We start from the raw sequence: 26,294 nt of genomic DNA, 5'->3' as shown, positions 1-26,294 counted from the left end.
AAATCTATGATTCAAGGGAAACCGGACCATGCGCAAGAGTCCAGAAAGACTCAGCTTTCTCCGCCGACCAGACTCCACTTCAAGGGAAAGCGACATCAGCATCAGCAGCGGGCAGAACGGTCTGGGAAGACGCCGCCTGACAGGTCGTCGCAGACACCCCCTCGCGAGGGAGATCGGCGATGATCGTCGCGCTCCTCAACCAGAAAGGCGGGGTCGGCAAGACCACCTTGGCGCTGCATCTCGCCGGGCAATGGGCCCGGCAGGGGCAGCGGATCACGCTGATCGACGCCGATCCGCAGGGCTCCAGCCTCGACTGGTCGCAGCAGCGCGGCCACGAGGGCCTGCCACGGCTGTTCGGTGTCGTTGGGCTCGCCCGCGACACGCTGCATCGTGAAGCACCCGAGCTCGCGCGGGACGCCGATCACATTGTCATCGATGGCCCGCCCCGCGTCGCCGGGCTGATGCGCTCGGCGCTGCTCGCTGCCGATCTGGTGCTGATCCCGGTGCAGCCCTCGCCCTTTGACGGCTGGGCCTCGGCCGAGATGCTGGCACTGATCCGCGAGGCGCGGATCTACCGCCCGGCGCTGTTGGTCCGCTTCGTCCTGAACCGCTGCGGCGCGCGCACGGTTCTCGCCCGCGAGACCGCGCGGACGCTGGCTGATCACGATCCTCCGGTGCTCGCCAGCACCATCGGTCAGCGCATCGCCTTTGCGGCGGCGGCGCAGTCCGGACGTCTCGTCTTCGAACGCGACGATGCCGGGCCAGCCACGCGCGAGATCGCTGCGCTGAGCGCCGAGATCAATGATCTCGACCTCGGGAGGCTCGCGCCATGAGCGAGCGCCCGATCCGCCGCGACTTTGCCTCCCGACCTGCCGATCCCGAGCACTGGATCAAGGCGGCGGATGTCGCGCCGGAGCACCACCCCGGCGCCATGTTCACCGCGCGCCTCACCATCGATGTAACGCCCGACCTGCGCGGCCGGATCAAGGTCGCCGCCTTCCTGCGCGGCGTCACCGTCGCCGAAATGATGCGCGACCTGCTCGCGCGCGAATTCCCTCCCACGTCAGGAGATCAGCCATGAGCGCGGCTTCTGCCCCCGGTGCCGCCAGCACGGCATCCGCGTCCAGTTCCCCATCCGATGCCCTGACCCATGTCGAGTTGACCCATATCGAGAAGCGGATCGAGAACTGGATCCGCTTCGGCCACCCCGAGCATGAGCAGTTGCTGGATCGCCGCCGGCGCATCCTCTCTTTCCCTCCCGGCCGCATCTTCGCCTTCGTCCGATGGGCGTCGAACGACTTCGGCACCGTGGCCTCCCGCCTCGATATCGTGCGCTGCGTGGCGCCGGGCGAAGGCTACCAGACGCTGCCCTTCGTGCGTCCCGGCGGCGAGATCCTGCTGCGGGTGGATGGCTGGCCGAAGGTCGAGAAAATCCTGCAGCACATCGATGCCATCGAAGCGATCGGCATCGATCCAGCGACGGCAGCCCCGGATCATTGGGGTCACGTCGCCCACCGCCTGAGCGTCGGCTTCGAGCCCCGCGCCTACACGATAGAGCGCCATCAGGCGTGGCTGAAGCGGCGGGAGTGCGGACAATGAACCGCGCCGCATACGTGCTGATGACGACGGTCGCCAGCGTCGGTGTGGCCTATGCCGCGACGCTGCCGACGCCACTCAAGCTGATCTGGAATATCTCGGCGAGCGTTCCCGTCGGGCTATACTCGGTCGAGCCGGCCGATGCCCTCGAGATCACCGATCTGGTCGCGGTAATGCCGCCACCGCCGCTCGCCGCGTTCCTCATCGGGCGCGGCTATCTCGGTGAGGGCACGCCGCTGTTGAAGCGCGTGATGGGGCTTCCGGGACAGGAGGTCTGCCGTCTTGGCGACGCGATCACCGTCGATGGCGTGCTGCTGGGCGAGGCTCTGCGGCGCGACCACATGGGGCGCGATCTGCCGGTCTGGCAGGGATGCAAGCGTATCGCTCCCGGCCATCTGTTCCTGATGAACCCGGACGTCGGCGACAGTCTCGATGGGCGCTACTTCGGCCCTATCCCGGCTTCCACCGTCATCGGGCGGGCGATGCCACTCCTTACGGATGAGGCCGGCGACGGCGACTTCATTTGGCGCGCGGCGGTGCGCTGACATGCATCGCTCTGTGCTCTTCCTCGCGGGCGGATTGCTGATCGGTGGCATATCGCCAGGCTCTGCCACCGCGCAGCCCGTATCGCCGACTGTGGCGAATGCAGTCACCTCCTACGCCGCCTTTATCGACGAGGCCGCGGAGCGCTTCGAGCTTCCGATCACCTGGATCCGTGCGGTGCTGCGGGCCGAGAGCGGCGGCGATCCACGCGCCGTCTCACCGGCCGGTGCCATGGGGCTGATGCAGATCATGCCCGTGACCTGGGATAAGCTTCGCGTCCATCACGGTCTCGGCACCGATCCGTTCGACCCGCGTGACAACATCCTCGCCGGCGCGGCCTATCTGCGCCAACTCCACGACCGATATGGCAGCGTCCGCGCCATGCTCGCGGCCTACAATGCCGGGCCTTCGCGCTATGAGGCCTCGCTTTCCGGCAAGCCGCTGCCGCCGGAGACGCGCAATTACATCGCGGCTCTGGCGCCGATCATCGACAAAGAGCCTGCAGCCGGCGCCACCGGACCGGTGCAGCCAATGGCGCAAAGCTGGCGCGAGGCGCCGCTGTTCGCCGCGCAGCCCGACCGCAGCAATCCCACCGATACCGCGCTCCTCGCGCCGCGATCCGGCGCGCTCTTCGTTGCACCTTTGCCAGCACGGAGGGCGCCATGAGCAGGCCGACCCGCTTTCGCATTCTGGCGGGCTGTGGCGCTCCATGGAGGGCGAGGAGGCGTAGGACGGGAACCACGACCGCACGATGGCAGGATAAAAGGGCGCACAGTGCGCGGCGGTCGGGATGTTGTTTTTGCAGGTGTTTTCCGCGCTCTCGGCACCTTGCGGAGCCAGATCACACGTTTCACGCGTCCCGTAAATGGCTGCGCATAAACGATTTTCCGCACATTGCGAGGTTTCGCCATGAGCGATGAACGCGAGTTTCGCGTCCGTCCCGGCCGCATCCGCTCGACCCGCCCCCAGCAGGCCCGCCCCTTCGTCGCCCAGGCGCTCGCTGCGGCTCGCAAGGCCGGCGGCGGGGTCTCTCGCTCCGGCAAGATCGCCGCGGGCAACCGCTCGCGTTTCGGCAGCGGACAGGTCGCCAGCCTTCAGGCCAGCCGCAGGATTACGCCGCGGTCACGCGGCGCCGTGGTGAAGGCCCGCGTCGTACGACACTCGGCCCGCACCGGTTCCCTCAGTCAGCACCTCACCTATCTCCGCCGCGAAGGCGTAACCCGCGATGGGGAGAAGGCGCGGATGTTCGGTCCCGAGAGCGACAGCGTGGATGTCGATGCCTTCACCGAGCGCTGCCGCGAGGACCGGCACCATTTCCGCTTCATCGTGTCGCCCGACGACGCCCTGGAGATGGAGGACCTGCGGGCCTTCACCCGCGACCTAGCCCGGCAGATGGAAAAGGACCTCGGCACCGGTCTCGACTGGGTCGCCGTCGATCACTGGAACACAGAGCATCCCCATGTGCATCTGATCGTGCGAGGCCGCCGCGACGACGGCCAGGATCTCGTGATCTCCCGCGACTACATCAAGGAGGGCATGCGCGCCCGCGCCCGCGACCTCATCACCCAGGAACTCGGCCCGCGGAGCGAGCTCGATATCCGCCGGAGTTTGGAACGCCAGATCGAGGCCGAACGCTGGACCGAACTCGATCGGCAACTCGTGCGCGAGACCCGCGAGAGCGGCATCCTCGACATGGCGCCGGCTCCAGGCCGACAGCCGGACGAACATCATACGCTGAAGATCGGGCGCCTTCGCAAACTCGAGACGCTCGGCCTCGCCAAGGAGATCAGCAACGCCCAATGGATGATGGAGCCGGAAGCCGAGGCTACCCTGCGCGCGCTCGCTGAGCGTGGCGATATCATCAAGCGCATGCACCGCGCTCTGACCGACCGCGGGATCGAGCGTGGCACGGCCAGCTATGTCCTCGCCGCCGAGAGCCTCGACGTGCCGGTGATCGGCCGACTGGTCGCGCGCGGGCTCGATGATGAACTCCACGGCTCCGCCTATGCCATCGTCGATGGCGTGGACGGGCGGTCCCATCACATACGGCTGCCAGACCTCGAAGCCGCCGGTGATGGCGCTCCAGGCGCCATCGTCGAACTGCGCACCTTCGACGATGCGCACGGCAAACGACGCGTCGCGCTCGCGGTGCGCTCCGATCTGGATATCGCCCATCAGGTCACGGCCCCCGGTGCCACCTGGCTCGACCGGCAGGCCATTGCGCGTGACCCCATCGCTCTCTCCGACGGCGGCTTCGGCGCGGAGGTGAGCCAGGCGCTTGATCGGCGCGCCGAGCATCTCATCCGCCAGGGACTGGCCGAGCGGCAGGGACGGCTCATCCTCTTCGCCCGCAACCTTATCGACACGCTCCGCCGCCGGGAACTGGAGGCGCTCAGTGAGAAGCTCGCCGCCGAGACCGGCCTGACGTTCAACAAGGCAGGCACCGGCGAGTATGTCGCCGGCACGTATCGCCAGCGCCTTGTGCTCGCCTCCGGCCGCTTCGCCATGCTCGATGACGGGCTGGGCTTTCAGCTCGTGCCCTGGTCGCCCTCTCTGGAGCGCCAGCTCGGCAAGCATGTCTCCGGCGTCGCCCGTGATGATGGTGGCGTCGACTGGAGTTTCGGTCGCAAGCGCGGCCTTGGCCTCTGACCTGAGAGAGGGATCATCACCATGCCGGCGACGAACATCCTCTGGAGGCAGATCCTCACCGTCCTGCTGATCGTGCTCGCGGCCATCTGGGGCGCAACACAGTATGTGGCCTGGAGCCTTGGCTTTCAGGCGCAGCTGGGCGCCCCTTGGTTCGCGCTTCTCGGGCTGCCGGTCTACTACCCGCCGGCCTTCTTCTGGTGGTGGTACTTTTTCGATGCCTATGCGCCTGAGGTGTTCTTCCGGGGGGCGCTGATCGCCGCCTCCGGCGGCTTCCTCTCCGTCGCAGTCGCCATAGCCCTGTCAGTCTGGCGGGCCCGCGAGGCCTCCAGGGTCGAGACCTATGGTTCGGCACGTTGGGCCGAGAAGGAGGAGGTCCGGGGCGCCGAGCTGCTCGGCTCGGATGGCGTCGTGCTCGGCCGGTATGAACGGGACTATCTGCGCCATGACGGGCCCGAGCATGTGCTGTGCTTCGCGCCGACCCGGTCCGGCAAGGGCGTCGGGCTGGTCGTGCCCTCGCTGCTGACCTGGCCGGGATCGGCCATCGTTCATGACATCAAGGGCGAGAACTGGCAGCTCACCGCCGGCTTCCGCGCCCGCCACGGCCGCGTGCTGCTGTTCGACCCGACCAATGCCAAGTCCGCCGCCTATAACCCACTGCTGGAAGTGCGCCGCGGCGAGTGGGAAGTCCGTGACGTTCAGAACATCGCCGACATCCTCGTCGACCCCGAGGGCTCGCTGGAAAAGCGGAACCACTGGGAAAAGACCAGCCACGCGCTGCTCGTCGGTGCCATCCTCCACGTGCTCTATGCCGAGACGGACAAGACGCTCGCCGGCGTCGCCGCCTTCCTCTCCGATCCGAAGCGGCCGATCGAGACCACGCTCGACGCCATGATGAAGACCGCCCACCTCGGCGAGGCGGGCCCGCATCCCGTCATCGCCAGCGCCGCCCGCGAACTGCTCAACAAATCCGACAATGAGCGCTCGGGCGTGCTCTCCACCGCAATGTCCTTCCTTGGCCTGTACCGCGATCCGGTGATCGCCGAGGTGACGCGGCGCTGCGACTGGCGCATCGCCGATATCGTCGGCGGCAAGGTTCCCGCGACGCTCTACCTCGTGGTGCCGCCCTCCGACATCAACCGCACCAAGCCGTTGATCCGGCTCCTGCTCAACCAGATCGGCCGGCGACTCACCGAGGACCTGCAGGCGAAGAGCGCGCGCCATCGTCTGCTGCTCATGCTCGACGAATTTCCGGCGCTGGGCCGGCTCGACTTTTTCGAGAGCGCGCTTGCCTTCATGGCCGGCTATGGCCTGAAAGCCTTCCTCATCGCCCAGTCGCTGAACCAGATCGAGAAGGCCTATGGGCCGAACAACTCGATCCTCGACAACTGCCATGTCCGCGTGAGCTTCGCCACCAATGACGAGCGCACCGCCAAGCGCGTCTCCGATGCGCTCGGCACCGCCACTGAGATGAAGGCGATGAAGAATTATGCCGGTCACCGGCTCTCGCCGTGGCTGGGTCATCTCATGGTGTCGCGCTCAGAGACCGCCCGCCCGCTGCTCACCCCCGGCGAGGTCATGCAACTGCCGCCCATGGACGAGATCGTCATGGTCGCGGGCACGCCTCCAATCCGGGCGAAGAAGGCCCGCTACTACGAGGACGCGCGGTTTCGGGACCGGCTCCTGCCACCGCCAGCGCCCACTCGTGGTTCGGCCGGGCAGTACGATGACTGGACCGCGCTCCCTGTGCCTAGGCCCCAGGAGGGTACTCGCGGGAGCTTTGTCGCCGAAGATCGAGACGACGATCCGACCGGCTCCGAGCACCGGCACCAGCCCGAGCTAAGCCGCGTCAAGCCGGTCGAGAAAATGCAGCCCATCGAGAATGAGTTCGAGTTCGACATGGATCGCGACGACGAGATGGAGGACATCGCTACCCGGAACCGGCGCATGACCGGACTAATGCAGGGCGTCGCCCGGCAGGTCAGCCTCAATCCCAATGACGGCATGGAGCTTTGATCGCCATGGCAGGTCGCACGAAGAAAACGCAGATCTCCGTCTATCTGGAGCCAGACATCATGGACCTGCTGGCCCACTACGCCGCCCAGCGCGACCAGTCCATGTCCCTGATCGCCCAGGCCGCTATCGCCTCCTTCCTGTCCCCCGACAGCGCGGAGCGTCAGGAGGCCGCTCTTGCCCGGCGCCTCGGCCAGATCGACCGCCGTCTCGCGCGGCTGGAGCGCGATCTCGGCATATCGACCGAGGCCTTGGCCACCTTCATCCGCTTCTGGCTCGCCACCACCCCCGCGCTGCCCGAACCTGCGGCCCAGGCTACGCGGGCCAAGCTCTCCGAGCGCTACGCAGCCTTCACCCGCGCGCTCGGCCGGCGCTTGGCGAAGGGGCCTCAGCTGCGGCAGGAGGTCGTCGAGGATCTTTCGGCAACAGAGGAAGACGGGAGCGGCCGGAGTTGACCCAAGGCGGAAATTGGGAAGGTCCGCTCTTTGGCGCCAGTCCCATTTTCCGGCCATACAAACCTTCGTGTTTTGGCAATGCTGCAATCAGGAAGCCCCGCTACAGCGAGCGGAGCTTCCCCCTTATCTAGCAGCAACAATCGTCCTGCGTTCGTTACAGCATCCGCTTGATGTCGGTATAGCTGCCGTTGGTGCGCAGCGTCACAGTTACATCGGCGGAGCCCCGGTTGCGCCAGAACCAGCCGTGGTTGCCGTCGAAGGCCGCTTCGAGAACGCCGTTGGCACCCGGCACTCCGCGCCCCTTCTCGTAGCTTGTCTCCTTGCCGCCACCATCACCATGGAGGTCGAAGTTCACCACGCCCCCGGTGACGGTCCAAGTGTAATTCACCTTCTGGCCCTGGCGCATGGTCAGCTTCACCTCGCTGCCTTCGCCGGGCTTCAGCGTGATGGTCATCTCATCAGTTCGCGTGCCCGCATTGGTCTGCGCCATGGCCGATCCGATCAGGAACTCGGCAAAGACCCGCTCCGTCAGGCTCGAACGCCGGTCGGGCGCCGGCGCGGCGATGGGGGTGGCGCCCTGCTGGCCGGCCGCGCGGTCCTTCTCCGCCTCCTCGGCGAGTTGGGCCTTGATCTCGCCCATCTCCGTCAGCCCCAGCATGCGGCCGATGCCGGTCGGGTCGACGGCATATTCCGCCGGCAGCACGATTGTGATGAGGATCGCCGCAGCGGCAACGATGGCAATGAGGGTGGATCGCAGCAGCTGGGCGGAGGTCGGCAGCTCGGCGCGGGTAGGCATGTCCGTGTTATACATGGTTGGTCCTTTCAGGAAGCTCAGGAGACGAACCAGCCGGTGATCTGGTAGCCGATCAGCACGAAGCCGGCGGTCATCATCACGACGTTGGCGGTGTAGGCGTGGCGGAAGAAGCTCGGCGTCCGCCGCCAGAAGCCCATGACGATGAGGATGGCGGCAAGCGCCAGGAGTTGGCCGATCTCCACGCCCACGTTGAAGGCGAGCAGGTTCGGCAACAGTCCGTCGGGCGAGATGTCGTAGTCGATGATCTTCGTCGACAGGCCGAAGCCGTGGAAGAAGCCGAAGATCAAGGTGGCGAGCTTGGTGTTCGGCTGGAAGCCGAACCACCTTTGGTAGGCGCCCAGATTATCGAGCGCCTTGTAGACCACCGAGAGCCCGATAATGGCGTCGATGATGTAGCTGTTGATGCCGACGTGGAAATAGACGCCGAGCAACATGGTGGTAGAGTGCCCGATGGCGAACAGGCTCACATAAATGCCGATGTGCTTCATCTTGTAGAGGAAGAAGATCACGCCGAGCAAGAACAGGATGTGGTCGTATCCCGTCACCATGTGCTTGGCTCCGAGATAGATGAAGGGCAGGAGATTAATGCCAGTGATTTCCTGTATATAGCCCTTGTCGCCCTCGGCGACGGCGTGGGCGAAGGCCGAGCCCGCCAGAAGCGGCACAGTCAGGAAAGCAACGAGCATGGGAAGGGCGAGCCGCCGGCGCGCGCAAGGCGTGCTGGACTGGCCCTGACAGACAGGTCCGTGCATAGGAATTCCGATCTTTGCTGATGAGGGATGCCGCGTGCGCGGCAGCGATCATGCGACGAAGATCAGTCGCGGAGGGCGATCGAGCCTGAATGAAGCCTGAAGGTGCGCGAAGACCGGCGGGCACGGATGCCAGTCACGGGTCGACTGAACAACTGGTGCCATCGCCACCGAGAGGACGTTCGGCGTCTCGTGCGAATGGTCTGCGGGATTGTGGCCATGGGAGTGGCCGGGGCTCTGTTCGTCTGCAGCTCCGTCGTCATGGACATGGCCATGATCCTTCAGGTCGGCTGCGAGCTCAGCGTGGCGAGCAGCCTCCGCCACGGCGAGCGCCACGGGATCGTGCGATGCAGAGCGACCAACGGGTGACAGCAGCATGCCGAGAGTCATCGTGATAGCGACGACGAGGCGAAAGGCGATGCTGCGGGTACAGTTTGGCATGCTCGGTGATTATCTGCGCAGATCCTAACAAAGCGTTGTCGGACAGATTCGATGACCGACCTGTCCTTGTAATATCCCCTCCAGGGGGATAGGATCAAGAGATGACCGAGCCGGCCCAGCTCCACGAAACCCATCCCGATATCATCAAGCGGCTGAAGCGCGCAGATGGCCATCTCAAGGGCATCATCGAGATGATCGAAGCTGGGCGTCCCTGCCTCGATGTCGCCCAGCAGTTGCACGCAGTGGAGAAGGCCATCGCCCAAGCCAAGCGGACCCTGATCCAGGACCATCTCGACCATTGCCTCGAAGATGCCGCCGGTCCGCTTGGGCGGGAGCAGCGGCGCTCCATCGACGAGTTTAAGGAAATCACCAAATATCTGTGAGCTGTGCATGCCCTCGTTCACCGACCTGATCCAGCAGGGTTCCGCGCACGCTTGGCTGTTCATTCCGAGCGCAATACTGCTCGGCGCGCTGCACGGGCTGGAGCCGGGCCACTCCAAGACCATGATGGCCGCCTTCATCGTCGCCATCCGGGGGACGGTGACGCAGGCGGTGCTGCTCGGGCTGGCGGCGACGGCATCGCATACCCTCGTGGTGTGGGGAATCGCCCTGGGCGGCATGTACCTTTGGCAAGGCGTTGATGCTGAGGCCTTCGAGCCATACTTCCAGCTGGCCTCCGCCGTCGTCATCGTCGCCATCGCACTGTGGATGTTTTGGCGTACGTGGGAGGAGCAGCGGCGTGCACAGGCCGCCGCCGGAGATCACGAGCATGCGCACAGCCACCACCACGGCGGGCATGGGCATAACGCCCATGGCGAAGACCTGCGCCGTATCGATACGGGGCATGGCGTGGTCGCCGTGGAGGTGTTCGAGGACGGTGTGCCGCCGCGCTGGCGCATCCGCACAGAGCGGGGCCAAGCCTGGACGGCGGAAGACGTGACCATCGTGACCGAGCGGCCCGATGGAGCGCGCCAAGTGTTCACTTTCATGGACAGGGGCGGCATCCTGGAATCCGTCGACGAGATTCCGGAGCCGCACGAGTTCATGGCACGCGTGAGCCTCGGGCATGGCGGGCACACGCACGATTACGATCTGTCGTTCGTTGAAGGGCATGGCCACGACCACATGCACGAAGAGGTCCAAGGGCTCGATGTCGCGACCTCCGGCTACCAAGACGCGCATGAGCTCGCGCATGCCAATGACATCCGCCGCCGGTTTGCCGATCGCGACGTGACCACCTGGCAGATCATCGCGTTCGGCCTGACCGGGGGGCTGATCCCGTGTCCCGCGGCGATCACGGTGCTCCTGCTGTGCCTTCAGCTGAAGGAGTTCACGCTGGGGTTTGCGCTGGTGCTCTGCTTCTCCAGCGGCCTTGCGATCACGCTCGTGACGGTGGGTGCTGCCGCGGCGCTTAGCGTGCGTCACGCGAGCGAGCGATGGGCGTGGTTCGGCACCGTAGCCCGCAAAGCCCCTTATTTCTCAAGTCTCCTGATCGTCGCCGTGGGTCTCTACGTGGGTTGGCACGGCTGGAGCGGCCTCACTGCGCACGCCGCTGCGGCGGCATCTTCCCTGTCTTCTGGCACGTAAGGCCATCGAGCAAAACTATGCTTCAGGTCCTAGCCAATCGCACCTATCGCCATCTCTTTCTCGCACAGGTAATTGCGCTGGTGGGGACCGGCCTGGCTACGGTGGCGCTGGGACTGTTGGCCTACGACATTGCCGGCGCCGACGCGGGCGCAGTTCTGGGTACGGCGCTCGCCATCAAGATGGTCGCCTACGTGGGCGTGGCGCCGGTAGCGGCCGCCTTTGCCGAGCGTCTGCCGCGCCGAACCATGCTGGTTTGCCTTGATATGGTGCGGGCCGCGGTGGCCTTGTGCCTGCCATTCGTCACCGAGGTGTGGCAGATCTATGCGCTGATCTTTGTCCTGCAGTCGGCCTCCGCTGGCTTCACGCCGACCTTTCAGGCCACCATCCCGGATGTCCTGCCTGACGAACGGGAGTACACGCGGGCACTCTCCCTTTCGCGGCTGGCCTATGACCTTGAGAGCGTCGCCAGCCCGATGCTGGCGGCCGCGCTCCTGACCCTCATCAACTTTCACAGCCTCTTTGCTGGGACAGCCATCGGTTTCCTCGCCTCAGCCGCCCTGGTTGTTTCGGTGGCGTTGCCCAGCCCGAAGGCGAGCGAACGACGGGGCATCTACGACCGCACCACGCGCGGCCTCAGAATCTACCTCGCGACGCCGCGCCTACGCGGGCTCCTGGCACTCAATCTCGCAGTCGCAGCCGCGAGTGCCATGGTCATCGTCAACACGGTAGTGCTTGTGCAAGCGCAGTTCGGCCTCGGCCAACGATCAACGGCTCTGGCGTTGGCCGCTTTCGGTGGTGGGTCGATGATCGCCGCGCTCCTGTTGCCGCGCCTGCTGGACGATGTTCCCGACCGGCGCGCCATGCTGGCCGGCGCTGGCGTCCTGGTCGCAGGCCTCTTCGTAGGGGTCGCGGTTCCGAGTTTCGTATGGCTGCTGCCGCTTTGGTTTGCGCTCGGGCTCGGCTATTCGCTGGCGCAGACGCCATCCGGTCGCCTGCTGCGGCGCTCTTCAATGCTGGAGGACCGACCTTCGCTGTTCGCTGCCCAGTTCGCGCTTTCGCACGTCTGCTGGCTCATCACTTATCCCATTGCAGGCTGGTTCGGCGCCAAGATTGGCTTGCCGCTTACGTTTGCGGCGCTGGGCCTCCTCGCGGCGTTATCGGTCCTCGCTGCAATCCGACTTTGGCCGTCGAATGATCGGGACGTGCTTGCCCATTCCCATGGGGCACTCGATCCTGCTCACCCCCATTTGGCCGATGCGGTGCCGACGCCAGATGGCTTGCAGCATGCCCACGCCTTTGTCATCGACAGCAATCATCCGGAATGGCCGCGCTCGGCATGACTGCCGCTGCTCTTCTTCTCCTCCGCGAGGCCCAGTGGTGACGGAACTGCCGGTCTATCTCGGCCTGTTCCTGGCCGCGTTTGCTGCGGCGACCATCCTGCCCATGCAATCTGAGGCGGTTTTTGTGGGATTGTTGTTGGCCGATTACCCCCTACTGCCGCTGCTTCTGGCAGCCAGCGGCGGCAACGTGCTGGGTTCGGTCGTGAACTGGTTCCTAGGTCGCGGGATAGAGCGCTTCAGCGGGCAGCGATGGTTTCCGGTGAGCGAGGCAGCGCTGGCCAAGGCCCAGCGGTGGTATCGGCGCTACGGCAAATGGTCGCTTCTTCTCAGCTGGATGCCGGTCATTGGCGATCCACTGACCGTTGTAGCCGGGCTTATGCGGGAATCGTTCCCGACGTTCCTTCTCACCGTCGCCTTCGCCAAGGTTGCACGTTACGCGGTACTCGCGGCACTCGCGCTCCAAATCGCTTAAAGATGTGTCACGACATGGCCACCTAAGCTTGGCAAGGCTCGCTGTGATGGGAACACTCCTCGACCTCCAGCGCTGGCTCTACGGCGGCGCGCTCGATGCACTGAACGCCCTGCGGACTGTGGGCATCGCAGGACTGCCCGCGCTGATCGGTGCAGCCTTCGGCTTCGGCATGCTCCACGCACTCCTGCCCGGCCACGGCAAGGCGGTGCTCGCCTCGCACTATGCCGGCGACGGGCGAATGGTGGGTGCGCTCGGCGCCAGCATTATTCTCATACTCACCCATGTGGGTTCGGCCATTCTGATTGTGCTGGGCGGTTTTGCTGTCCTCAAAAGCACCATTGGCGGCGCCGGGCGGTCCCCCATGCTGGAGCAGACGAGCCAAGTCCTAATCGTCGTCGTGGGCCTGTGGCTGCTTTGGCGCGCCGGGCGGCCGCATTCGCACGACCATGATCGCTCCGGCCCGGCGCTTGCCTTCGTCACCGGCCTCGTGCCGTGTCCGCTCACCACCTTCATCATGACCTATGCGCTGGCCCATGGCGCGCTCGCGTCGGGTCTCCTTCTGTCGGGCACCTTCGCCGCGGGCATGGTCGTCACGGTGGCGTCATTCCCGCTGCTGGCGGTTCTGCTGCGCACCCGGCTTATGCCGCTGCTGGCACGCACTGAGGTACTGAGAGCGCGGACGGGCCACGTGCTTGAGGTGGGAGCAGCCCTGGCGGTCATCCTGCTGGGCGTGTGGCCGCTCGTTCGCTGAGCTGATCAGGCACGCTGCTCTTCCGGCGGCCGAACGTGCCGGAAGATCCAGAGCAAAGCGAGGTCGTAGAGGATCTTCAGCACGCCGCACAGGATCAGCGGCCATGCCTCATGGCCGGCGGCGAACAGCGCCCCGGCGAGCGCCGGGCTCAATGCCGCGGCGAGACTTCGCGGCACCGAGGTGATGCTGGCGGCGGCCGGACGCTCGGGAGGCGTCACCACAGCCATCACGTAGGAGGAGCGGGTCGGTACGTCCATCTGTGACAGAGCGGAACGCACCAGCAGCAGGGTGAGCGCGACTTCGAGGCTCGGGGCCAACGCGGCGAGGATCAGGCAGAGGCTGGACGGGATGTGGGTGAACACCATGGTGTTCACGAGCCCGATGCGGCGCGACAGCCAGGCCGCCACCGGGAAGGAGAAGGCGGACAGCACGCCCGAGATGAAGAAGAAGGTGCCCGCCGCCGACAGGGACAGACCGAAGCGCGAGAACAGCCACAGCGCCATCAGCGACTGCACGGCGAAGCCGCCTGCGAACGCATCGATGGAGAACAAGGCGGCCATTCGATAGACGATGCCCCGCGAGGGGCCGAGGGCAGACGTGGGACGCGTCTCGCCGGACGCCGCGCTGCGGGGGATACGGCTGTAGAAGACGCTGCCGGCGATGCCGAGCAGCGCATAGAGGGCGAACATGCCTTCCAGCGCGGAGAGGCGTGACACGCCGATATCCGCCAGGAGGTCCGGGCTCATGGCGGCCAGTGCCCCCACCGCCGCGGCGAGCGCACCAATCAAGCTGTAGCGGGCGAAGGCGGCGGTGCGCGCCTTATCCGTCACCAGATGGGACAGGGCCGCATGCTCCAGCGGCACGAAGATGCTCACGCTCCCCGCCGACGGATTGATGGTGCCGCAGAAGGCCACCAGCAGCACCGCCCCATAGGTCTCCGATTGGGTGAAGGCGAGGCCCGTCGCCACCATCAGGGTCGAGGCGGCGATCAGCAGGGTGCGCGGGTCGAAGCGGTGACCGACGAGGCCGATGGCGAGTGTCATCAGCGCCGAGCCGAGGAGCGCTGTCGTCGCCGCCACGCCGATCTCGAAGGCGCCGAGGCCGAGGATGAAGAGATAGACCGGCAGCAGCACGGCCACGAAACCATCGCCGAAATCCCGGAGCGCCCGCGCCGCATAGAGCGACGACACGGGGGAGAACGGGCCTTGGTCCTCCGCTACCGGACTATTCACCACCTGGGTCACGGGCGCCCCTCCGTTTTCAAGCCGCCGCCGGCCACTTCGCGCTCTTGCCACCCGCCCAGGCATAGAGGGCGTCATAGATGATGAAGCCCCGCCTCAGGAGGTCGTGGTCGTCCGGCGTCACCTCGCGCAGCCCCTTGGAGATGGCCAGCAGGCCCGCCGACTGGGGCGTGAGGCCTGGCCGGCTGGTGTCGGCACCGCGCACGATGTCTGCGACGGCGGCGATGGCGGGATCACGGTCGAGGCCGTAGTGCGCCACGAAAGCGTCGAAGCTGCACTTCTCCCCCACATGGCCGAAGATGACGCCCGGCACGTCAAACGGCGTCGCCCCCGTCTCCTCGGTCCTGCGGATCACCTCGTCGGGCGGAGCGAACAGGAATTCCGGCGCCTCGTCGATGAAGCGGGCGATCAGCCAGGGGCAGGCGATGCGGTCAATGACCGGGCGGGCACGGGTGATCCATTTCATGGGCGGTCTCCTCGGCCGTCAGGGAGTGTCCGAGCTCCGTCGGCGCGAAGGAGACGCTACGCCTGCATCATAAATGATACAAGTGTTGCATTTCAAACTTGAGATGATACGGTCTGCTCATGAGCGATGATAACGCCCCCTCCGACCAGCTCTGGCTGCTGCTGATCCACCAACTGCCGACCAAGCCTGCCTATTTCCGGGTGAAGATCTGGCGGCGGCTGCAGGGCATCGGCGCCGTGGCGGTGAAGAGCTCGGTCTATGCCCTGCCGGCCTCAGCCGAAACACATGAGGATTTCCAGTGGTTGGTGAAGGAGATCGTGGCGGGCGGCGGCGAGGCTATGGTCTGCGAGGCCCGCCTCGTGGACGGACTGACCGACGCCCAGGTGCGCGCTTTGTTCGATGCCGCCCGTGACACCGACTACGAAGCGATTGCGGACGAGGCCCGCGCCATCGCCGCCGCGCTGGACGGTGACGGAAGCACCGAGAAGCAGACCGAAGCGCGCACCCAGACCAGCCGGTTGCGTCGGAAGCTCACGGACATCGTCGCCCTCGATTTCTTCGGGGCCACCGGGCGCGTCATCGCCGAGGGCCTCATCTGTGCACTTGAAACCCGGACGGCAGAGGACAAACTCATGGCATCTCCTTCCGCGCAGTCGCCAGCCGAGATGGACGCCCTTGCCGTTCTCAGGGGTCGCGTCTGGGTGACGCGGCGCGACGTGCATGTGGATCGCATCGCCTGCGGCTGGCTGATCCGGCGCTTCATCGATCCGGATGCCGAGATCCGCTTCGTGCCCGGCAAGGGCTATGAGCCGAAGGCGGGGGAGCTGCGCTTCGATATGTTCGAGGGCGAGATCACCCATGAGGGCGACCGCTGCAGCTTCGAGGTGCTGCTCGGCCGCTCCGGCATTGCCGACCCAGCCCTTCAAGCCGTGGGCGAGATCGTCCACGACATCGACCTCAAGGACGGGAAGTTCGGCCGCGAGGAAACGGGCGGCATCGCCAGCCTCATCGCCGGCATCACATTGAGCGAGGCCGATGATGCCCAGCGCCTCGCCAAGGGCGCCGGGGTGTTCGACACGCTTCACCAGTATTTCCGCGCCCGGCGCCCATAGCCGCTCGCGCGCACCCAAGGAGGACATCATGGCCAATCTGGACGGCGCGGCTCGCGCGCCGGCCCTGAGTCCGGCTGCGCCGGTTCAGGATGCCAGCCAAGCCGCCCCCAAAGGGCATGGCATCTCCTTCGGTGAGGCCTGCCGTGTCTGGGCGCGCGTCGCCGCCCTCAGCTTCGGCGGGCCGGCCGGGCAGATCGCCATGATGCATCGCATCCTGGTGGAGGAGAAGCGCTGGATCGGCGAGGAACGCTTCCTCCACGCCCTCAATTTCTGCACCCTCTTGCCCGGCCCCGAGGCTCAGCAACTCGCCATCTATATCGGCTGGCTTCTCCACCGCACCAAGGGCGGCCTCGTCGCTGGTACCCTGTTCGTCCTGCCCGGCATGATCGCCATCATGGCGCTGAGCTGGATCTACGTGCTCTTCGGCAAAGTGCTCGCGGTGCAGGCGCTGTTCTTCGGCCTGAAAGCGGCAGTGCTCGCCATCGTGCTTGAGGCGGTGTCCCGTGTCGGCAAAAGGGCACTAAGGAACAACGTGATGGTGGCCCTCGCCGCCAGCGCCTTCATCGCGCTCTTCCTGTTCCAGGTGCCGTTCCCGCTGGTGGTGCTCACCGCCGGCATCATCGGCTATTTCGGCGGGCGGGCGGGGCTCACGGCGTTCCAGCCGGGAAAGGGGCATTCAAAGCTCGGTGCGACGCAGGTGGCCGACGCCGACACGGCCCTCGGAGAGGAAATCCCTGACCATGCCCGGCCACCGGCCAGCTGGTCTCTTAAGATCGGCACCGTCTTCCTCGCCCTGTGGCTGGTGCCGGTGGCTGCGCTCGTGCTCCTGCTTGGCCCAGGGCACGCCTTCAGCGATATCGCGGTGTTCTTCTCCAAGATGGCGGTGGTCACCTTCGGCGGCGCCTATGCGGTGCTCGCTTATGTGGCCCAGCAGGCAGTAGACACTTACGGTTGGCTGAAGCCGGGCGAGATGCTGGACGGCCTCGGCATGGCCGAAACGACGCCTGGGCCGCTGATCATGGTGGTGCAGTTTGTGGGCTTCCTCGGCGCCTACCGCGATCCCGGCAGCCTTCCCCCCCTTCTGGCCGGCACCCTCGGCGGACTGCTCACCACCTGGGTCACCTTCGTGCCCTGCTTCCTGTGGATCTTCATCGGCGCGCCCTACGTGGAGACACTGCGCAGCAACAAGGCGCTCTCCGCGGCGCTGGCAGCCATCACGGCAGCCGTGGTGGGAGTGATCCTCAATCTCGCCGTCTGGTTCGCCATGCATGTGCTGTTCAGTCAGGTCGCCACGGTGAGCGCGTTGGGGCTGGAACTAGACCTGCCGGTACTCTCCTCGATCCGCCCGGCCTCGGGGATCCTCACCCTTGCCGCCATCATTGCCATGTTCCGTTTCCGCTTCGGAGTGCTGACGGTGCTCGTAGGTTGCTCTGCGCTGGGGCTGCTCTACGCGCTCGCGGGCGGCGTAGGGTAGTGTTGCCCCGGCCGTGTCGGCGACGGGGGAATGGCGATATAACTGTGGTTCATCTGGGAGTTGGCTGGACGCTCCGCCCAGCCCTACGAGCCCGCAGGAGGCATCCACTGCACCCGGATGCCCATCCTGCACCTCATGGCGCAAAGGTGCCGTACAACTCATGTGGACCCATATCGGCCTCTCGACGGCAATTTCAGCAATGTCGGCTTTGCGCCCCCATTTCGGTCACTGATCTGATAACGGCCGCGGCCCAAAACCGGACATTCGCGAGGTGGGCCACGTCGACAGTTTTGCGCCAAGAGGAGACCTCGAAGCCTGGCTGGAAACGTCGCGGCGCAAGGCGAAGATCAGGTATGGCCGCCACTGTGGGCCAAGGCAATCTTGCAGTCGGGATTAGCCCGTCTTTTCGGTCGCTGAAACCTTAACCTCGCGTCGCCGATTTCGTCCCGTTGAAGTCGTGGGTGCCAGTGGCGCGGAATTCCGCTGGAACATTGAGAAGAGATGTTCGACGCGCTCGCGCTCCGTCCGGAATCCCCGCCGCGCATAGAGGCTATCCACCAGCCGATCGTTCGCCTTATGCGCAGCGCGGAGGTCGCTTGGCATGAGGTCAGGATCGTATAGGGTCGCGAGCGTCTCCTCGGGATGGTTGGCTCGAGCGTCCAGGACGGCCTGAGCAGAAGCTTCGAGCTTAGCCTGATTGGCTGGAGTAAAAACAGGCCAAGGAAAAGAGTTATAGACATTTGGCGAGTAGCTATAGTCGCTTTTCATGCGTCCCGCGACAGTGCGCATCCAACCCATGTGCATGGCCGACATGAGCATCGCCATGAGCCATAGCTCAGCCTCAGGCAAAATCAGAAGTTTGTTGCTCCCTATGATGTGTGCATCGACGTAGCAGATGGGAATGTACTCTCGTGTCTCTGAGGAAACTTCCGGTACGGCAAGATAATCAGTGCTCGGTTGCCGATCCTGTGTGAACAGCCAAGGCGTGACGGCGAACTCGCGAACGCTCGCTGTGGGACTTTTCCGGCGGCCGTTTCGGACGCGTTCAAGGCGCTCCGCAAGCTCCTGCGAATCTTGGAGATCCTTCGGCTGGGCGCCCTTGAGCCACAGGCACCACCGCCGCTCTCCTGAGATCAGCTCCTGGCCGCCAACATAAGGGCGCAGCCATTTTGCCAGTTCGGGCTCCCGGGCGAGCACAGCGAGCCGATCTTCCTCCCCAAGAATGAGATTGCTAGTGGTCACGTACTTGCCCTTATCGTTCTTAAGCCGCGCACCGTCCGCCGGCTTGCTTCCCTGAAAGAGCTTGCGAAATCCGGCCGGTGGTCGACTGCGGGGCGGGATGTAGATCTGTGCGCCAGCCACCAGATAGCTGTTGATCTGCGGGACCAAGACCAGGTGCGGATCACCTCGAACGTGCTCGTAATCGTACATCTGACAATCGCCGCCCGCCGCAAAATCAAGCCCCACGATAATGCAATGAACCGCGGCTTTCCCTCGGGCCTCGCTCATCCACTCGAACGTCCGATGGGCGAAACAGATCCGAGCGCCCATCGCTAACAGCGGCGGCCATAGAATGGCGGCCTGCTCGCCTTGGCAGATCGAGTTTGTCGAGACGAAGCCTATTCGAATCGCGCGATTCTGCTGAGCGTACTGGACCGCCAATTTGAACCAACAGCTGACATAATCCAGGCGGTTCACCTGGCCGTCGCGTCCCCAGACACGGTGCATTCCCGCCTGTTGACCGGCGTCCCGCCAAGCATGTCCGACAAAGGGCGGATTGCCGAGGACGTGTGTGCACTTTTCAGGCGGAAGGACATCTTCCCAATTGCAGGCGAGTGCATCCGCGTGGACGATAACTGGCGACTTCCGGAGGGGTATGCGGACGTAGCTCTTGCCGAACGCAAGCGAGAGTCGCGAGTTCATGATGTGGTCCATCATCCACATCGCGGTCTCCGCTATGCGTGCCGCGAATTCGCCGATCTCGATGCCTGCGAACTGGTCGACGTCTACCTTCGACAATGCTGACACGTCGAGAACAAGTTGCTCGCTGTCGTTGAATATCTCCTGGAGCACTTCAAGTTCGAGGCGACGAAGCTCCCGATAGGCGATGACGAGGAAATTGCCGCACCCGCAGGCCGGATCGATGAAGCGGAGCGCGCTGAGCTTGTCCTGAAACTCCTGCAGCTTCGCGGCGCGGCTCGTTCGTAGCTTCTTGAGACGTTCGAAATCCGCCCGGAGCTCGTCGAGGAAGAGCGGACCGATGACTTTCAGGATGTTTTTTTCGCTGGTGTAGTGCGCACCATGGCGGCGCCGCTCGTCGCGGTTCATCACCGACTGGAAGAGCGAACCGAAGATAGCGGGAGAGATGGGTGACCAGTCGAATCGCGAGGCGTCGATAAGCGCTTCACGCATCTTGGCGTCAAAGTCCGGTATGCGGGTCGCACCCTTGAAGAGGTCGCCGTTGATGTAGGGAAACGCGGCGAGATCCTCGTCGAGGTGCCTGCTGCGTCGCACCTCTGGCGTGTCGAGGACCTCGAAGAGCTTGGTCAGCCATCCCCCCAGATCGGCACCGTCCGCGCTCGTGCGCGTTTCAAGGAGATCAAGGAAGATGCTGCGTGGCTCAAATACGCCTGTGTCGTCAGCGAAAAGGCAGAAGACGAGCCTGACGAGGAAGCGCTCCAGATCCTCGCCGACGTAGCCAGAGTCTTCGAGCGCATCGTGAAGCCGCCCAACGAGTTCGGCTGCCTGCTCGTTAACGGGGTCCTGGTCCTTGAACGTCCGCTTCTGGATGCCGAGGATGAACCCGAACTTATCGATGTGTGCCGGCAATTCCTTGAGCTCAAAGGCAACGCTTTCACGCTCGTCGAGATCGTAGAGCTCGAAAGTCTGGAAATCGGAGACGAGAATAAAGCGCGGTCTTTCTGCCTCTTTGAGAGCGTCGAAGTACTCTCCAGCCTGACCATAGGCGGCCGTGAGGTCGCGGCCGGAGCTCTTGTGCTCCACCAGTAAGACCCCTGGCCAGAACAGGTCGATGAAGCCGTGCCTATTGTCGAGCTTTTGAACATGCGCCTCGAAGCGAGCCACCGAACGCCGCTTCACGCCGAAAAGCTGAAAGAACTCCTCGTAGAAGGGTTGCGTCTCACCCTTTTCGTATCCTTCGCCTGCCCAATCGGCAGCGAACTGTGCCGCACGAGCGCGGATGTCGTTCCAACTCAGTCTCATAGACACCCCGGAGCAATACGCCGCATTGGGATGCAATAGCTCTGCACGATGATTTTCACCACAGTATCTTCAACTCCCGACAAATTCGGGGGGCGACTTTTTTCTCGTTCTCTTCCCAAATTAGCGCTAGCTTTACTTTGAATCTGCCCCTCCCTAGGATGAACGGGACTTCATGTCCATTCAGAATCGGTATGACCTAATTGATAAGCGCTTCACTTAGTAAGGCTTAAACCTCACGACGCCACCGTTTCACCACGGCCTCGATGTCTGCGCGTCGAATGGGTGGTTTGGCCCAGCCATCGGCGAACTTAATGTCGTTCGAGTCGGGGAGCTGTTGCTCGCTGAGTTCGCGGATTTTGATCCTCGCAGGGATAGCGGCAGCCTCCCCGACGAAGACGGCTTCGCGCCGGACAAGTGACGGGAGTAGCTTGGTTAGGCCAGCAAGGCTATCGGGTAGGAAGCGCCCGACGTGCTCCTGGTCGGCGGAGTTGGTGAGGCGAAGGATCACCCAGCTATTGCACTGGGAGAGCACCGTACTCTCAACATCCGCTGGCCGTTGCGAGACGAGCATCAGGCCAAGGCCGTATTTGCGCCCCTCACGTGCAAGGCGCCGAATGGCCACTTGGGCAGCCTCGTACTCTGCCTGCCCGTGGTTGGGCACATAGCGGTGCGCCTCTTCGCAGACGAGCAGAACGGGATCGCGCTCTCGCTCCTCGCGCGTCTGCCAAATCTTGTATTGGAAGAGCAGCCTGGCTATGACTGCAGCGAGCGGGCCGGCGACCTCATTTGGGAGGCCGGAGATATCAACGATCCTGATGTCCTTCTGCTCATTCGCCGCGTTCTCCCCCACGAACTGCGCAATGATCTCGGCAAGCTCAGGGTCGCCGTCGGCGTGGTTCTTGAGCATGAACGAGAGACGCGGATCGGCGCGCAGGACATTCAGCTTGTCCAAGATCGAGCGGTGCGACTTAGAATCCGTCACCGACTTTCGCTTGACCGCCCCCTTCGCGTCCGTCGTTACGCCTTGCTCTTCGACGATGTGAGCGACGAATTCATCTAGCGAAAACGGGAAAGGCAGATCACGGTCGAATGCGGCGACCTTCGCTGCGTCTTCATTCTTCAACGGGCGTGGATCGTCCGGCACCTTGTCCGTGGTCTGATCGATCCAGCTTTTGGAGGCTTCGATGAGCTTCAGGTGCACCATGCGAGCATGGGCCAGCGCCTTGTAGACGATATTGTTCTGCGAAGTGGCTTCCTCTTCGGTCTTGCCGATGACCAGCGATCGGAACTCATCACCGGTCATAAGCCAGTACGGAAGCCGAAGGATTGGCCGCGCGGCTTCTTCACCACCGGCGCTGGAGTCGTAGGCCCTATAAACGATCGCGCGCTCCCCGAACGCCTTGGCGTACTCACCATGAGGATCAATGACGACGATTCGTGGGCGCCAGGTGCCGGCTGCGCTGGGCTGGTTGAGCAAGCCGTGAAGCAGGGCCGCGACCGTCGCGGATTTACCCGAGCCCGTGGAGCCGAGAATGGCGCAGTGCTGGCCGAACATCTTGTTGATGTTGGCGCGAGCTACGGCGGCTTCGGCGCCCACGTAGCGACCGATCTCAACCATGGGGTCCTCGCCGTCCCCCCGCTGCTGTTCCGCAGCAGTGAAAAGGGCCTGCACTTCCTGATGCGCCATCAGGTAGACCCCTTGCAGGGGCAAGGGATAAGTCGTGACGCCCCGACCGAATTCCAGGATGCTATGGTTGGCGTGCCAGACGCCCTCCCCGAAAAGATCAATCTCCATGATCCGCTGATCGCGCTCAGGCGGCAACGTAGGGCCGCCGCCTTCGAGTTGCATATCGGACCGCATCCGCAGAAGCCGGACATACGCGAAGAGGACCCGCCTACCGAAATGGATTTTCACGACACTGGCGATCTGACCGACGGCGTACACCCGCCCCTGGTAGGTGCGGTTGAGTTCGGTAATGCCGCCATCGAGTTCGACACGGGCGGTGGTTCCGGAAACCTCAATGATCGAACCGATCTTGAGGTCGGGGACGACGTCGAAGGGCCTCATTCGGCGCTCCCAACAGCAGCAGCGTCCTCGACGCCCGCGACAAGCGCAGGGAAAGCCACGACGTTGTCTTCCACGTGCTGCGGGCCGTCGCCGAGGAACTTGGTCAGCCCCTCGAAGGTCCACCACTCATAAGTTTCGTCCGCCTGGGAAAGGTTCGTGGTGCTGCCGTGGTAGAGGCCTTTGTCGGTAAGGGCGAAGATGCGGTTGGCCCACGGCTTATTTGCCATCCAATCAACGAGCTTGTCCGGCAACTGGGATATGCCCGCCTTCTCCTGCTCACGAACGAACGCTACCAACACCGTCTTGCAGTCGGGCTTGGCCATAGCTTCCTCGATCTGGAGGTCTACGTGCTCGTCGCCGAAGCTGTAGCCGCAGATCGCAAAGACCATCGGCTGCGGCGAACGCAACACCTCGCGCAGCTTCTCGAACAGCAAGGCAAAGGGATCGCGCTGGGTAGCCACGTACTTGGTGGCCTGCGGGTAGATCAGCACATTGCCCGCCCGCTCGGGATAGCCGCACCCCTCACGACAGCGGATGACCGATCCGGTACCTTCGGCGTGCCAGTCAATCGAGCCATGCAACTTGATCAAGTGAGCTGCTACCCGACCGCCAGCGCCGGTTTCTGCATAGGCCGTCTCGGGGGCCCAATAGGCCATTGCCCCGCCGCTGAACCCATCGACGAAGCTGATCCGTTCGAGGGCAAGCGCATCTTCAATCAGCGTGTCATAGTTCAGAGTGAAGAAAACGACGGGGCGCAGGGGGCGGCCTACCTTGTCGCGAGCCGCAAAAAGGGTCCGAAGAAAATCGCGATGGTACTCGACCTTCACAACATGCGTCCCCTCTTCGGCGACCTTCGGGGCCTCGCCGCCCGCTCCAGGCAGATAGCCCCGCCGGATCACGTCACGGATTGCGTCACGAATTCTGCCGTGCAGCGCACGAAGTGTCTCCACCGCATATTCCGCGCTGCCGATGGCGATTTTCTGGTCCTTAGACCTTTCGGCTAGTGCGATAAAGTCGCCGAGCTGGCTGAGTACGTGTTCGATATGAGCCGTGTCAGGCAGGCTCGACTTCAGACACGCGAAAAGCACGTGATGGTCTGCCGCCGCATCTGCATAGTTCGCCGCCACGAGTTCGGTGAGAGGGTACATTAGCGGAAGCCCCGAGCGGCAGCTGATGCCAGCGCCGAAGAGCCACGCCTGACGCTCCGAAGTGAGATGTGCGGTCACGTCCTCCACCGCTGCATCGAAGTCCGCCGTCATTTTGTCCCCTCCCGCACGGATCGAACGTCACACGCTCGACGAACAGCGCGGCCAAAGCAAGAGGCCCGCCGACTCGCGCGGGATTTTTGCAATACCACCTAAACGGAACCCATCCGCTCCTAGGTGATTAGCCGCATCAGCGTTCCCTCGATCGAAAAGCCAAGTCCGACGAGTGGACGTTAACAGCGTCCGTTAAGGGTCAGTCTCGGCATCGGACATTCATCGGCGATATGTCCGCTTCCGTTTGAAGTCCCCCAATAGCGGACAGTCTGCCACCGGCCCCAAAGCGGTCGATCATGACGTCGTCGCAGCGACCTTCTGCTTCTGGCGCAACTCCGCCGTTCGCCTGTCATTGCACGCCACGCTGCGACGCGGATGGAATCCTGTTGAACCGGCCCAATATCGGGCTCTTTTAATCATCCCCACCCGGGATGAGATCGTCATGACCCCGGCATTGTCGGGGTTGGGATGGCGGCAGCACAACATCATCAGGGTTTTGCCCGCGGCGCGCGGATGCTGCGCACGGCACTGGGTCCGGCGATCGCCCGGCATCTGGAAGACTCGGCCATCGTCGAGGTGATGCTGAACCCGGACGGGCGGCTGTGGATCGACCGGCTCTCAGAAGGGTTGGGCGACACAGGCGAGAAGCTGTCGGCAGCGGATGGCGAGCGCATTGTGCGGCTCCTCGCACACCATGTCGGCGCCGAGGTGCATGCGGGAGCACCGCGTGTTTCAGCCGAACTGCCCGAGACCGGCGAACGTTTCGAGGGCCTGTTGCCGCCGGTCGTGGCGGCCCCGACCTTTGCCATCCGTAAGCCCGCCGTCGCGGTGTTCACGCTCGAGGACTATGTCCGCGCCGGGATCATGCCCGCCGGACAGGCACAAGCCCTGCGATCGGCCGTTGCGTCCCGCGCCAACATCCTGGTGGCCGGCGGCACCTCGACGGGCAAGACCACGCTGACCAACGCGCTGCTTGCGGAGGTGGCAAAAACGTCCGATCGCGTCGTGCTCATTGAGGATACACGCGAGCTGCAATGCGCGGCGCCGAACCTCGTCGCTCTGCGCACCATGGACGGCGTCGCCTCGCTATCCGACCTTGTTCGTTCCGCGCTGCGCCTGCGTCCCGACCGCATTCCCATCGGCGAGGTGCGCGGCGCTGAGGCGCTGGACCTTTTGAAGGCCTGGGGCACCGGCCATCCCGGGGGCATCGGCACCATCCATGCCGGCAGCGCGCTCGGCGCCCTGCGGCGGATGGAGCAACTCATCCAGGAAGCCGTCGTCACCGTCCCGCGCGCGTTGATCGCCGAGACCATCAATCTCGTGGCCGTGCTCTCGGGGCGCGGCGCGGCGCGCCGGCTCACAGAACTCGCCCATGTCGAGGGCCTCGGCCCCGATGGCGACTACCGCGTCACTCCTCTAATCACCGGAGATCCCACATGATCCGATCGCTCCATCGCGCCGGCAGCGCAGCCCGACTGGCTGTGTCTGCCACCTGCGTCAGCCTGATGGCCACGGCCAGCGCTCATGCCTCCGGCTCGTCCATGCCGTGGGAGGCGCCGCTGCAATCCATCCTCCAGTCGATCGAGGGGCCCGTCGCCAAGATCATCGCCGTCATCGTCATCATCTCGACCGGGCTGGCGCTGGCCTTTGGCGACACGTCGGGTGGCTTCCGGCGGCTGATCCAGATCGTGTTCGGCCTGTCGATCGCCTTCGCCGCCTCGAGCTTCTTCCTGTCCTTCTTCTCCTTCGGCGGCGGAGCGCTGGTCTGATGGGCGAAGCGGTCGAGGTTCCCGGCTTCAGCGTGCCGGTCCACCGGGCGCTAATCGAGCCGATCCTGCTCGGCGGCGCGCCGCGTGCCATCGCCATCGTCAATGGCACGCTTGCCGGAGCCGTAGGTCTCGGCCTGCGCCTGTGGCTGGTCGGCCTCGCCATCGGGGTGATTGGCCATCTCGCGGCGGTTTGGGCCGCGAAGCGCGATCCGCTTTTCGTCGAGGTGGTGCGGCGGCATCTGCGCATCCCCGCGCATCTCTCGGTCTGAGCGGGGT

Annotated in this window: 26 protein-coding genes; 18 read left to right on the top strand and 8 right to left on the bottom strand. The window is 64.5% G+C overall.

Going from position 1 to position 26,294, the window contains the following annotated elements; translation table 11 throughout:
- Positions 1 to 179: 179 nt before the first annotated feature.
- The 8 genes from parA (at position 180) to EDC64_RS15130 (ending at position 7,253) form a co-directional block, all read left to right on the top strand.
- Positions 180 to 833 (top strand): ParA family partition ATPase, encoded by a 654-nt coding sequence (gene parA, locus EDC64_RS15165; protein ID WP_132032805.1) that lies wholly within the window; start codon positions 180 to 182, stop codon positions 831 to 833.
- Complete coding sequence (locus EDC64_RS15160) at positions 830 to 1,081, top strand: hypothetical protein (protein WP_132032803.1); 252 nt, start codon at positions 830 to 832, stop codon at positions 1,079 to 1,081. Before parA ends, EDC64_RS15160 begins: the two co-directional genes overlap by 4 nt.
- Positions 1,078 to 1,599 (top strand): DUF2840 domain-containing protein, encoded by a 522-nt coding sequence (locus EDC64_RS15155; RefSeq protein ID WP_132032801.1) that lies wholly within the window; start codon positions 1,078 to 1,080, stop codon positions 1,597 to 1,599. The genes EDC64_RS15160 and EDC64_RS15155 overlap by 4 nt, the downstream gene beginning before the upstream one ends.
- Positions 1,596 to 2,141, top strand: a complete 546-nt coding sequence (locus EDC64_RS15150; protein ID WP_132032799.1) for a S26 family signal peptidase — start codon at positions 1,596 to 1,598, stop codon at positions 2,139 to 2,141. Before EDC64_RS15155 ends, EDC64_RS15150 begins: the two co-directional genes overlap by 4 nt.
- Before the next feature lies 1 nt (position 2,142).
- Positions 2,143 to 2,805 (top strand): lytic transglycosylase domain-containing protein, encoded by a 663-nt coding sequence (locus EDC64_RS15145; RefSeq protein WP_132032798.1) that lies wholly within the window; start codon positions 2,143 to 2,145, stop codon positions 2,803 to 2,805.
- Between the two features lie 243 nt (positions 2,806 to 3,048).
- Positions 3,049 to 4,788, top strand: a complete 1,740-nt coding sequence (locus tag EDC64_RS15140; protein WP_132032796.1) for a relaxase/mobilization nuclease domain-containing protein — start codon at positions 3,049 to 3,051, stop codon at positions 4,786 to 4,788.
- 21 nt (positions 4,789 to 4,809) lie between these two features.
- Positions 4,810 to 6,801 (top strand): conjugal transfer protein TraG, encoded by a 1,992-nt coding sequence (locus EDC64_RS15135; protein ID WP_132032794.1) that lies wholly within the window; start codon positions 4,810 to 4,812, stop codon positions 6,799 to 6,801.
- A gap of 5 nt (positions 6,802 to 6,806) precedes the next feature.
- Positions 6,807 to 7,253: a CopG family transcriptional regulator gene (locus EDC64_RS15130; RefSeq protein WP_132032792.1), complete on the top strand. Its 447-nt coding sequence runs from the start codon at positions 6,807 to 6,809 to the stop codon at positions 7,251 to 7,253.
- A gap of 154 nt (positions 7,254 to 7,407) precedes the next feature.
- Here EDC64_RS15130 and EDC64_RS15125 read toward each other — a convergent pair whose 3' ends face one another.
- The 3 genes from EDC64_RS15125 to EDC64_RS15115 all read right to left on the bottom strand — a co-directional run bounded on the left by EDC64_RS15125 (position 7,408) and on the right by EDC64_RS15115 (position 9,194).
- Positions 7,408 to 8,064: a transmembrane anchor protein gene (locus EDC64_RS15125; RefSeq protein WP_132032790.1), complete on the bottom strand. Its 657-nt coding sequence runs from the start codon at positions 8,062 to 8,064 to the stop codon at positions 7,408 to 7,410.
- Positions 8,065 to 8,084: 20 nt separating this feature from the next.
- Entirely contained in the window at positions 8,085 to 8,753 is a 669-nt protein-coding gene (locus tag EDC64_RS15120; RefSeq protein WP_132032788.1) for a HupE/UreJ family protein, read from the bottom strand.
- Positions 8,754 to 8,867: 114 nt separating this feature from the next.
- Positions 8,868 to 9,194: a hypothetical protein gene (locus EDC64_RS15115; RefSeq protein WP_132032786.1), complete on the bottom strand. Its 327-nt coding sequence runs from the start codon at positions 9,192 to 9,194 to the stop codon at positions 8,868 to 8,870.
- A 164-nt stretch (positions 9,195 to 9,358) separates the two neighbouring features.
- Between EDC64_RS15115 and EDC64_RS15110 the strand changes: the two genes are divergently transcribed.
- The 5 genes from EDC64_RS15110 to EDC64_RS15090 are packed head-to-tail and all read left to right on the top strand — an operon-like array spanning position 9,359 to position 13,407.
- Positions 9,359 to 9,640, top strand: a complete 282-nt coding sequence (locus EDC64_RS15110) for a metal-sensing transcriptional repressor (protein ID WP_132032783.1) — start codon at positions 9,359 to 9,361, stop codon at positions 9,638 to 9,640.
- 7 nt (positions 9,641 to 9,647) lie between these two features.
- A complete protein-coding gene (locus tag EDC64_RS15105; RefSeq protein WP_132032781.1) occupies positions 9,648 to 10,844 on the top strand; it encodes a nickel/cobalt efflux transporter in 1,197 nt (398 codons plus the stop codon).
- 17 nt (positions 10,845 to 10,861) lie between these two features.
- Positions 10,862 to 12,184 (top strand): MFS transporter, encoded by a 1,323-nt coding sequence (locus EDC64_RS15100; protein WP_132032779.1) that lies wholly within the window; start codon positions 10,862 to 10,864, stop codon positions 12,182 to 12,184.
- A 37-nt stretch (positions 12,185 to 12,221) separates the two neighbouring features.
- On the top strand, positions 12,222 to 12,656 hold the full coding sequence (locus tag EDC64_RS15095) for a YqaA family protein (protein WP_132032839.1): 435 nt from the start codon (positions 12,222 to 12,224) through the stop codon (positions 12,654 to 12,656).
- 46 nt (positions 12,657 to 12,702) lie between these two features.
- Complete coding sequence (locus EDC64_RS15090) at positions 12,703 to 13,407, top strand: HoxN/HupN/NixA family nickel/cobalt transporter (protein ID WP_132032777.1); 705 nt, start codon at positions 12,703 to 12,705, stop codon at positions 13,405 to 13,407.
- Between the two features lie 5 nt (positions 13,408 to 13,412).
- Here EDC64_RS15090 and EDC64_RS15085 read toward each other — a convergent pair whose 3' ends face one another.
- A complete protein-coding gene (locus tag EDC64_RS15085) occupies positions 13,413 to 14,651 on the bottom strand; it encodes an MFS transporter (protein ID WP_420808962.1) in 1,239 nt (412 codons plus the stop codon).
- 16 nt (positions 14,652 to 14,667) lie between these two features.
- Positions 14,668 to 15,114, bottom strand: coding sequence for a chromate resistance protein ChrB domain-containing protein (locus EDC64_RS15080; RefSeq protein ID WP_132032773.1), 447 nt, complete (start codon positions 15,112 to 15,114; stop codon positions 14,668 to 14,670).
- Between the two features lie 119 nt (positions 15,115 to 15,233).
- Here EDC64_RS15080 and EDC64_RS15075 point away from each other — a divergent pair, with 119 nt between their 5' ends.
- A complete protein-coding gene (locus tag EDC64_RS15075) occupies positions 15,234 to 16,226 on the top strand; it encodes a chromate resistance protein ChrB domain-containing protein (protein ID WP_207916100.1) in 993 nt (330 codons plus the stop codon).
- 28 nt (positions 16,227 to 16,254) lie between these two features.
- Positions 16,255 to 17,700: a chromate efflux transporter gene (chrA, locus tag EDC64_RS15070; protein ID WP_132032771.1), complete on the top strand. Its 1,446-nt coding sequence runs from the start codon at positions 16,255 to 16,257 to the stop codon at positions 17,698 to 17,700.
- A gap of 393 nt (positions 17,701 to 18,093) precedes the next feature.
- Here the strand turns inward: chrA and EDC64_RS15065 are convergent, their stop codons facing one another.
- The 3 genes from EDC64_RS15065 to EDC64_RS15055 form a co-directional block, all read right to left on the bottom strand.
- Positions 18,094 to 20,922, bottom strand: a complete 2,829-nt coding sequence (locus tag EDC64_RS15065) for a class I SAM-dependent DNA methyltransferase (protein WP_132032769.1) — start codon at positions 20,920 to 20,922, stop codon at positions 18,094 to 18,096.
- Between the two features lie 226 nt (positions 20,923 to 21,148).
- A complete protein-coding gene (locus tag EDC64_RS15060; protein WP_132032767.1) occupies positions 21,149 to 22,990 on the bottom strand; it encodes an ATP-binding protein in 1,842 nt (613 codons plus the stop codon).
- Positions 22,987 to 24,249: an SIR2 family protein gene (locus EDC64_RS15055; RefSeq protein ID WP_132032765.1), complete on the bottom strand. Its 1,263-nt coding sequence runs from the start codon at positions 24,247 to 24,249 to the stop codon at positions 22,987 to 22,989. The genes EDC64_RS15060 and EDC64_RS15055 overlap by 4 nt, the downstream gene beginning before the upstream one ends.
- Positions 24,250 to 24,717: 468 nt before the next feature.
- Here EDC64_RS15055 and trbB point away from each other — a divergent pair, with 468 nt between their 5' ends.
- From trbB to EDC64_RS15040, 3 genes are read left to right on the top strand one after another with little or no spacing between them, the layout of a single operon-like run.
- Positions 24,718 to 25,689 (top strand): P-type conjugative transfer ATPase TrbB, encoded by a 972-nt coding sequence (gene trbB, locus EDC64_RS15050; RefSeq protein WP_132032763.1) that lies wholly within the window; start codon positions 24,718 to 24,720, stop codon positions 25,687 to 25,689.
- A complete protein-coding gene (locus tag EDC64_RS15045) occupies positions 25,686 to 26,018 on the top strand; it encodes a TrbC/VirB2 family type IV secretion system protein (protein WP_132032761.1) in 333 nt (110 codons plus the stop codon). Before trbB ends, EDC64_RS15045 begins: the two co-directional genes overlap by 4 nt.
- Positions 26,018 to 26,287 carry a VirB3 family type IV secretion system protein gene (locus tag EDC64_RS15040; protein ID WP_132032759.1) on the top strand — a complete coding sequence of 90 codons (270 nt, stop codon included), beginning with the start codon at positions 26,018 to 26,020 and terminating at the stop codon, positions 26,285 to 26,287. Before EDC64_RS15045 ends, EDC64_RS15040 begins: the two co-directional genes overlap by 1 nt.
- Positions 26,288 to 26,294: the final 7 nt, after the last annotated feature.

Origin of the sequence: Aquabacter spiritensis, assembly GCF_004346185.1 — a bacterium.
Taxonomy (GTDB): Bacteria; Pseudomonadota; Alphaproteobacteria; order Rhizobiales; family Xanthobacteraceae; genus Aquabacter; species Aquabacter spiritensis.
This window is presented reverse-complemented; position numbering and strand designations above follow the sequence as displayed.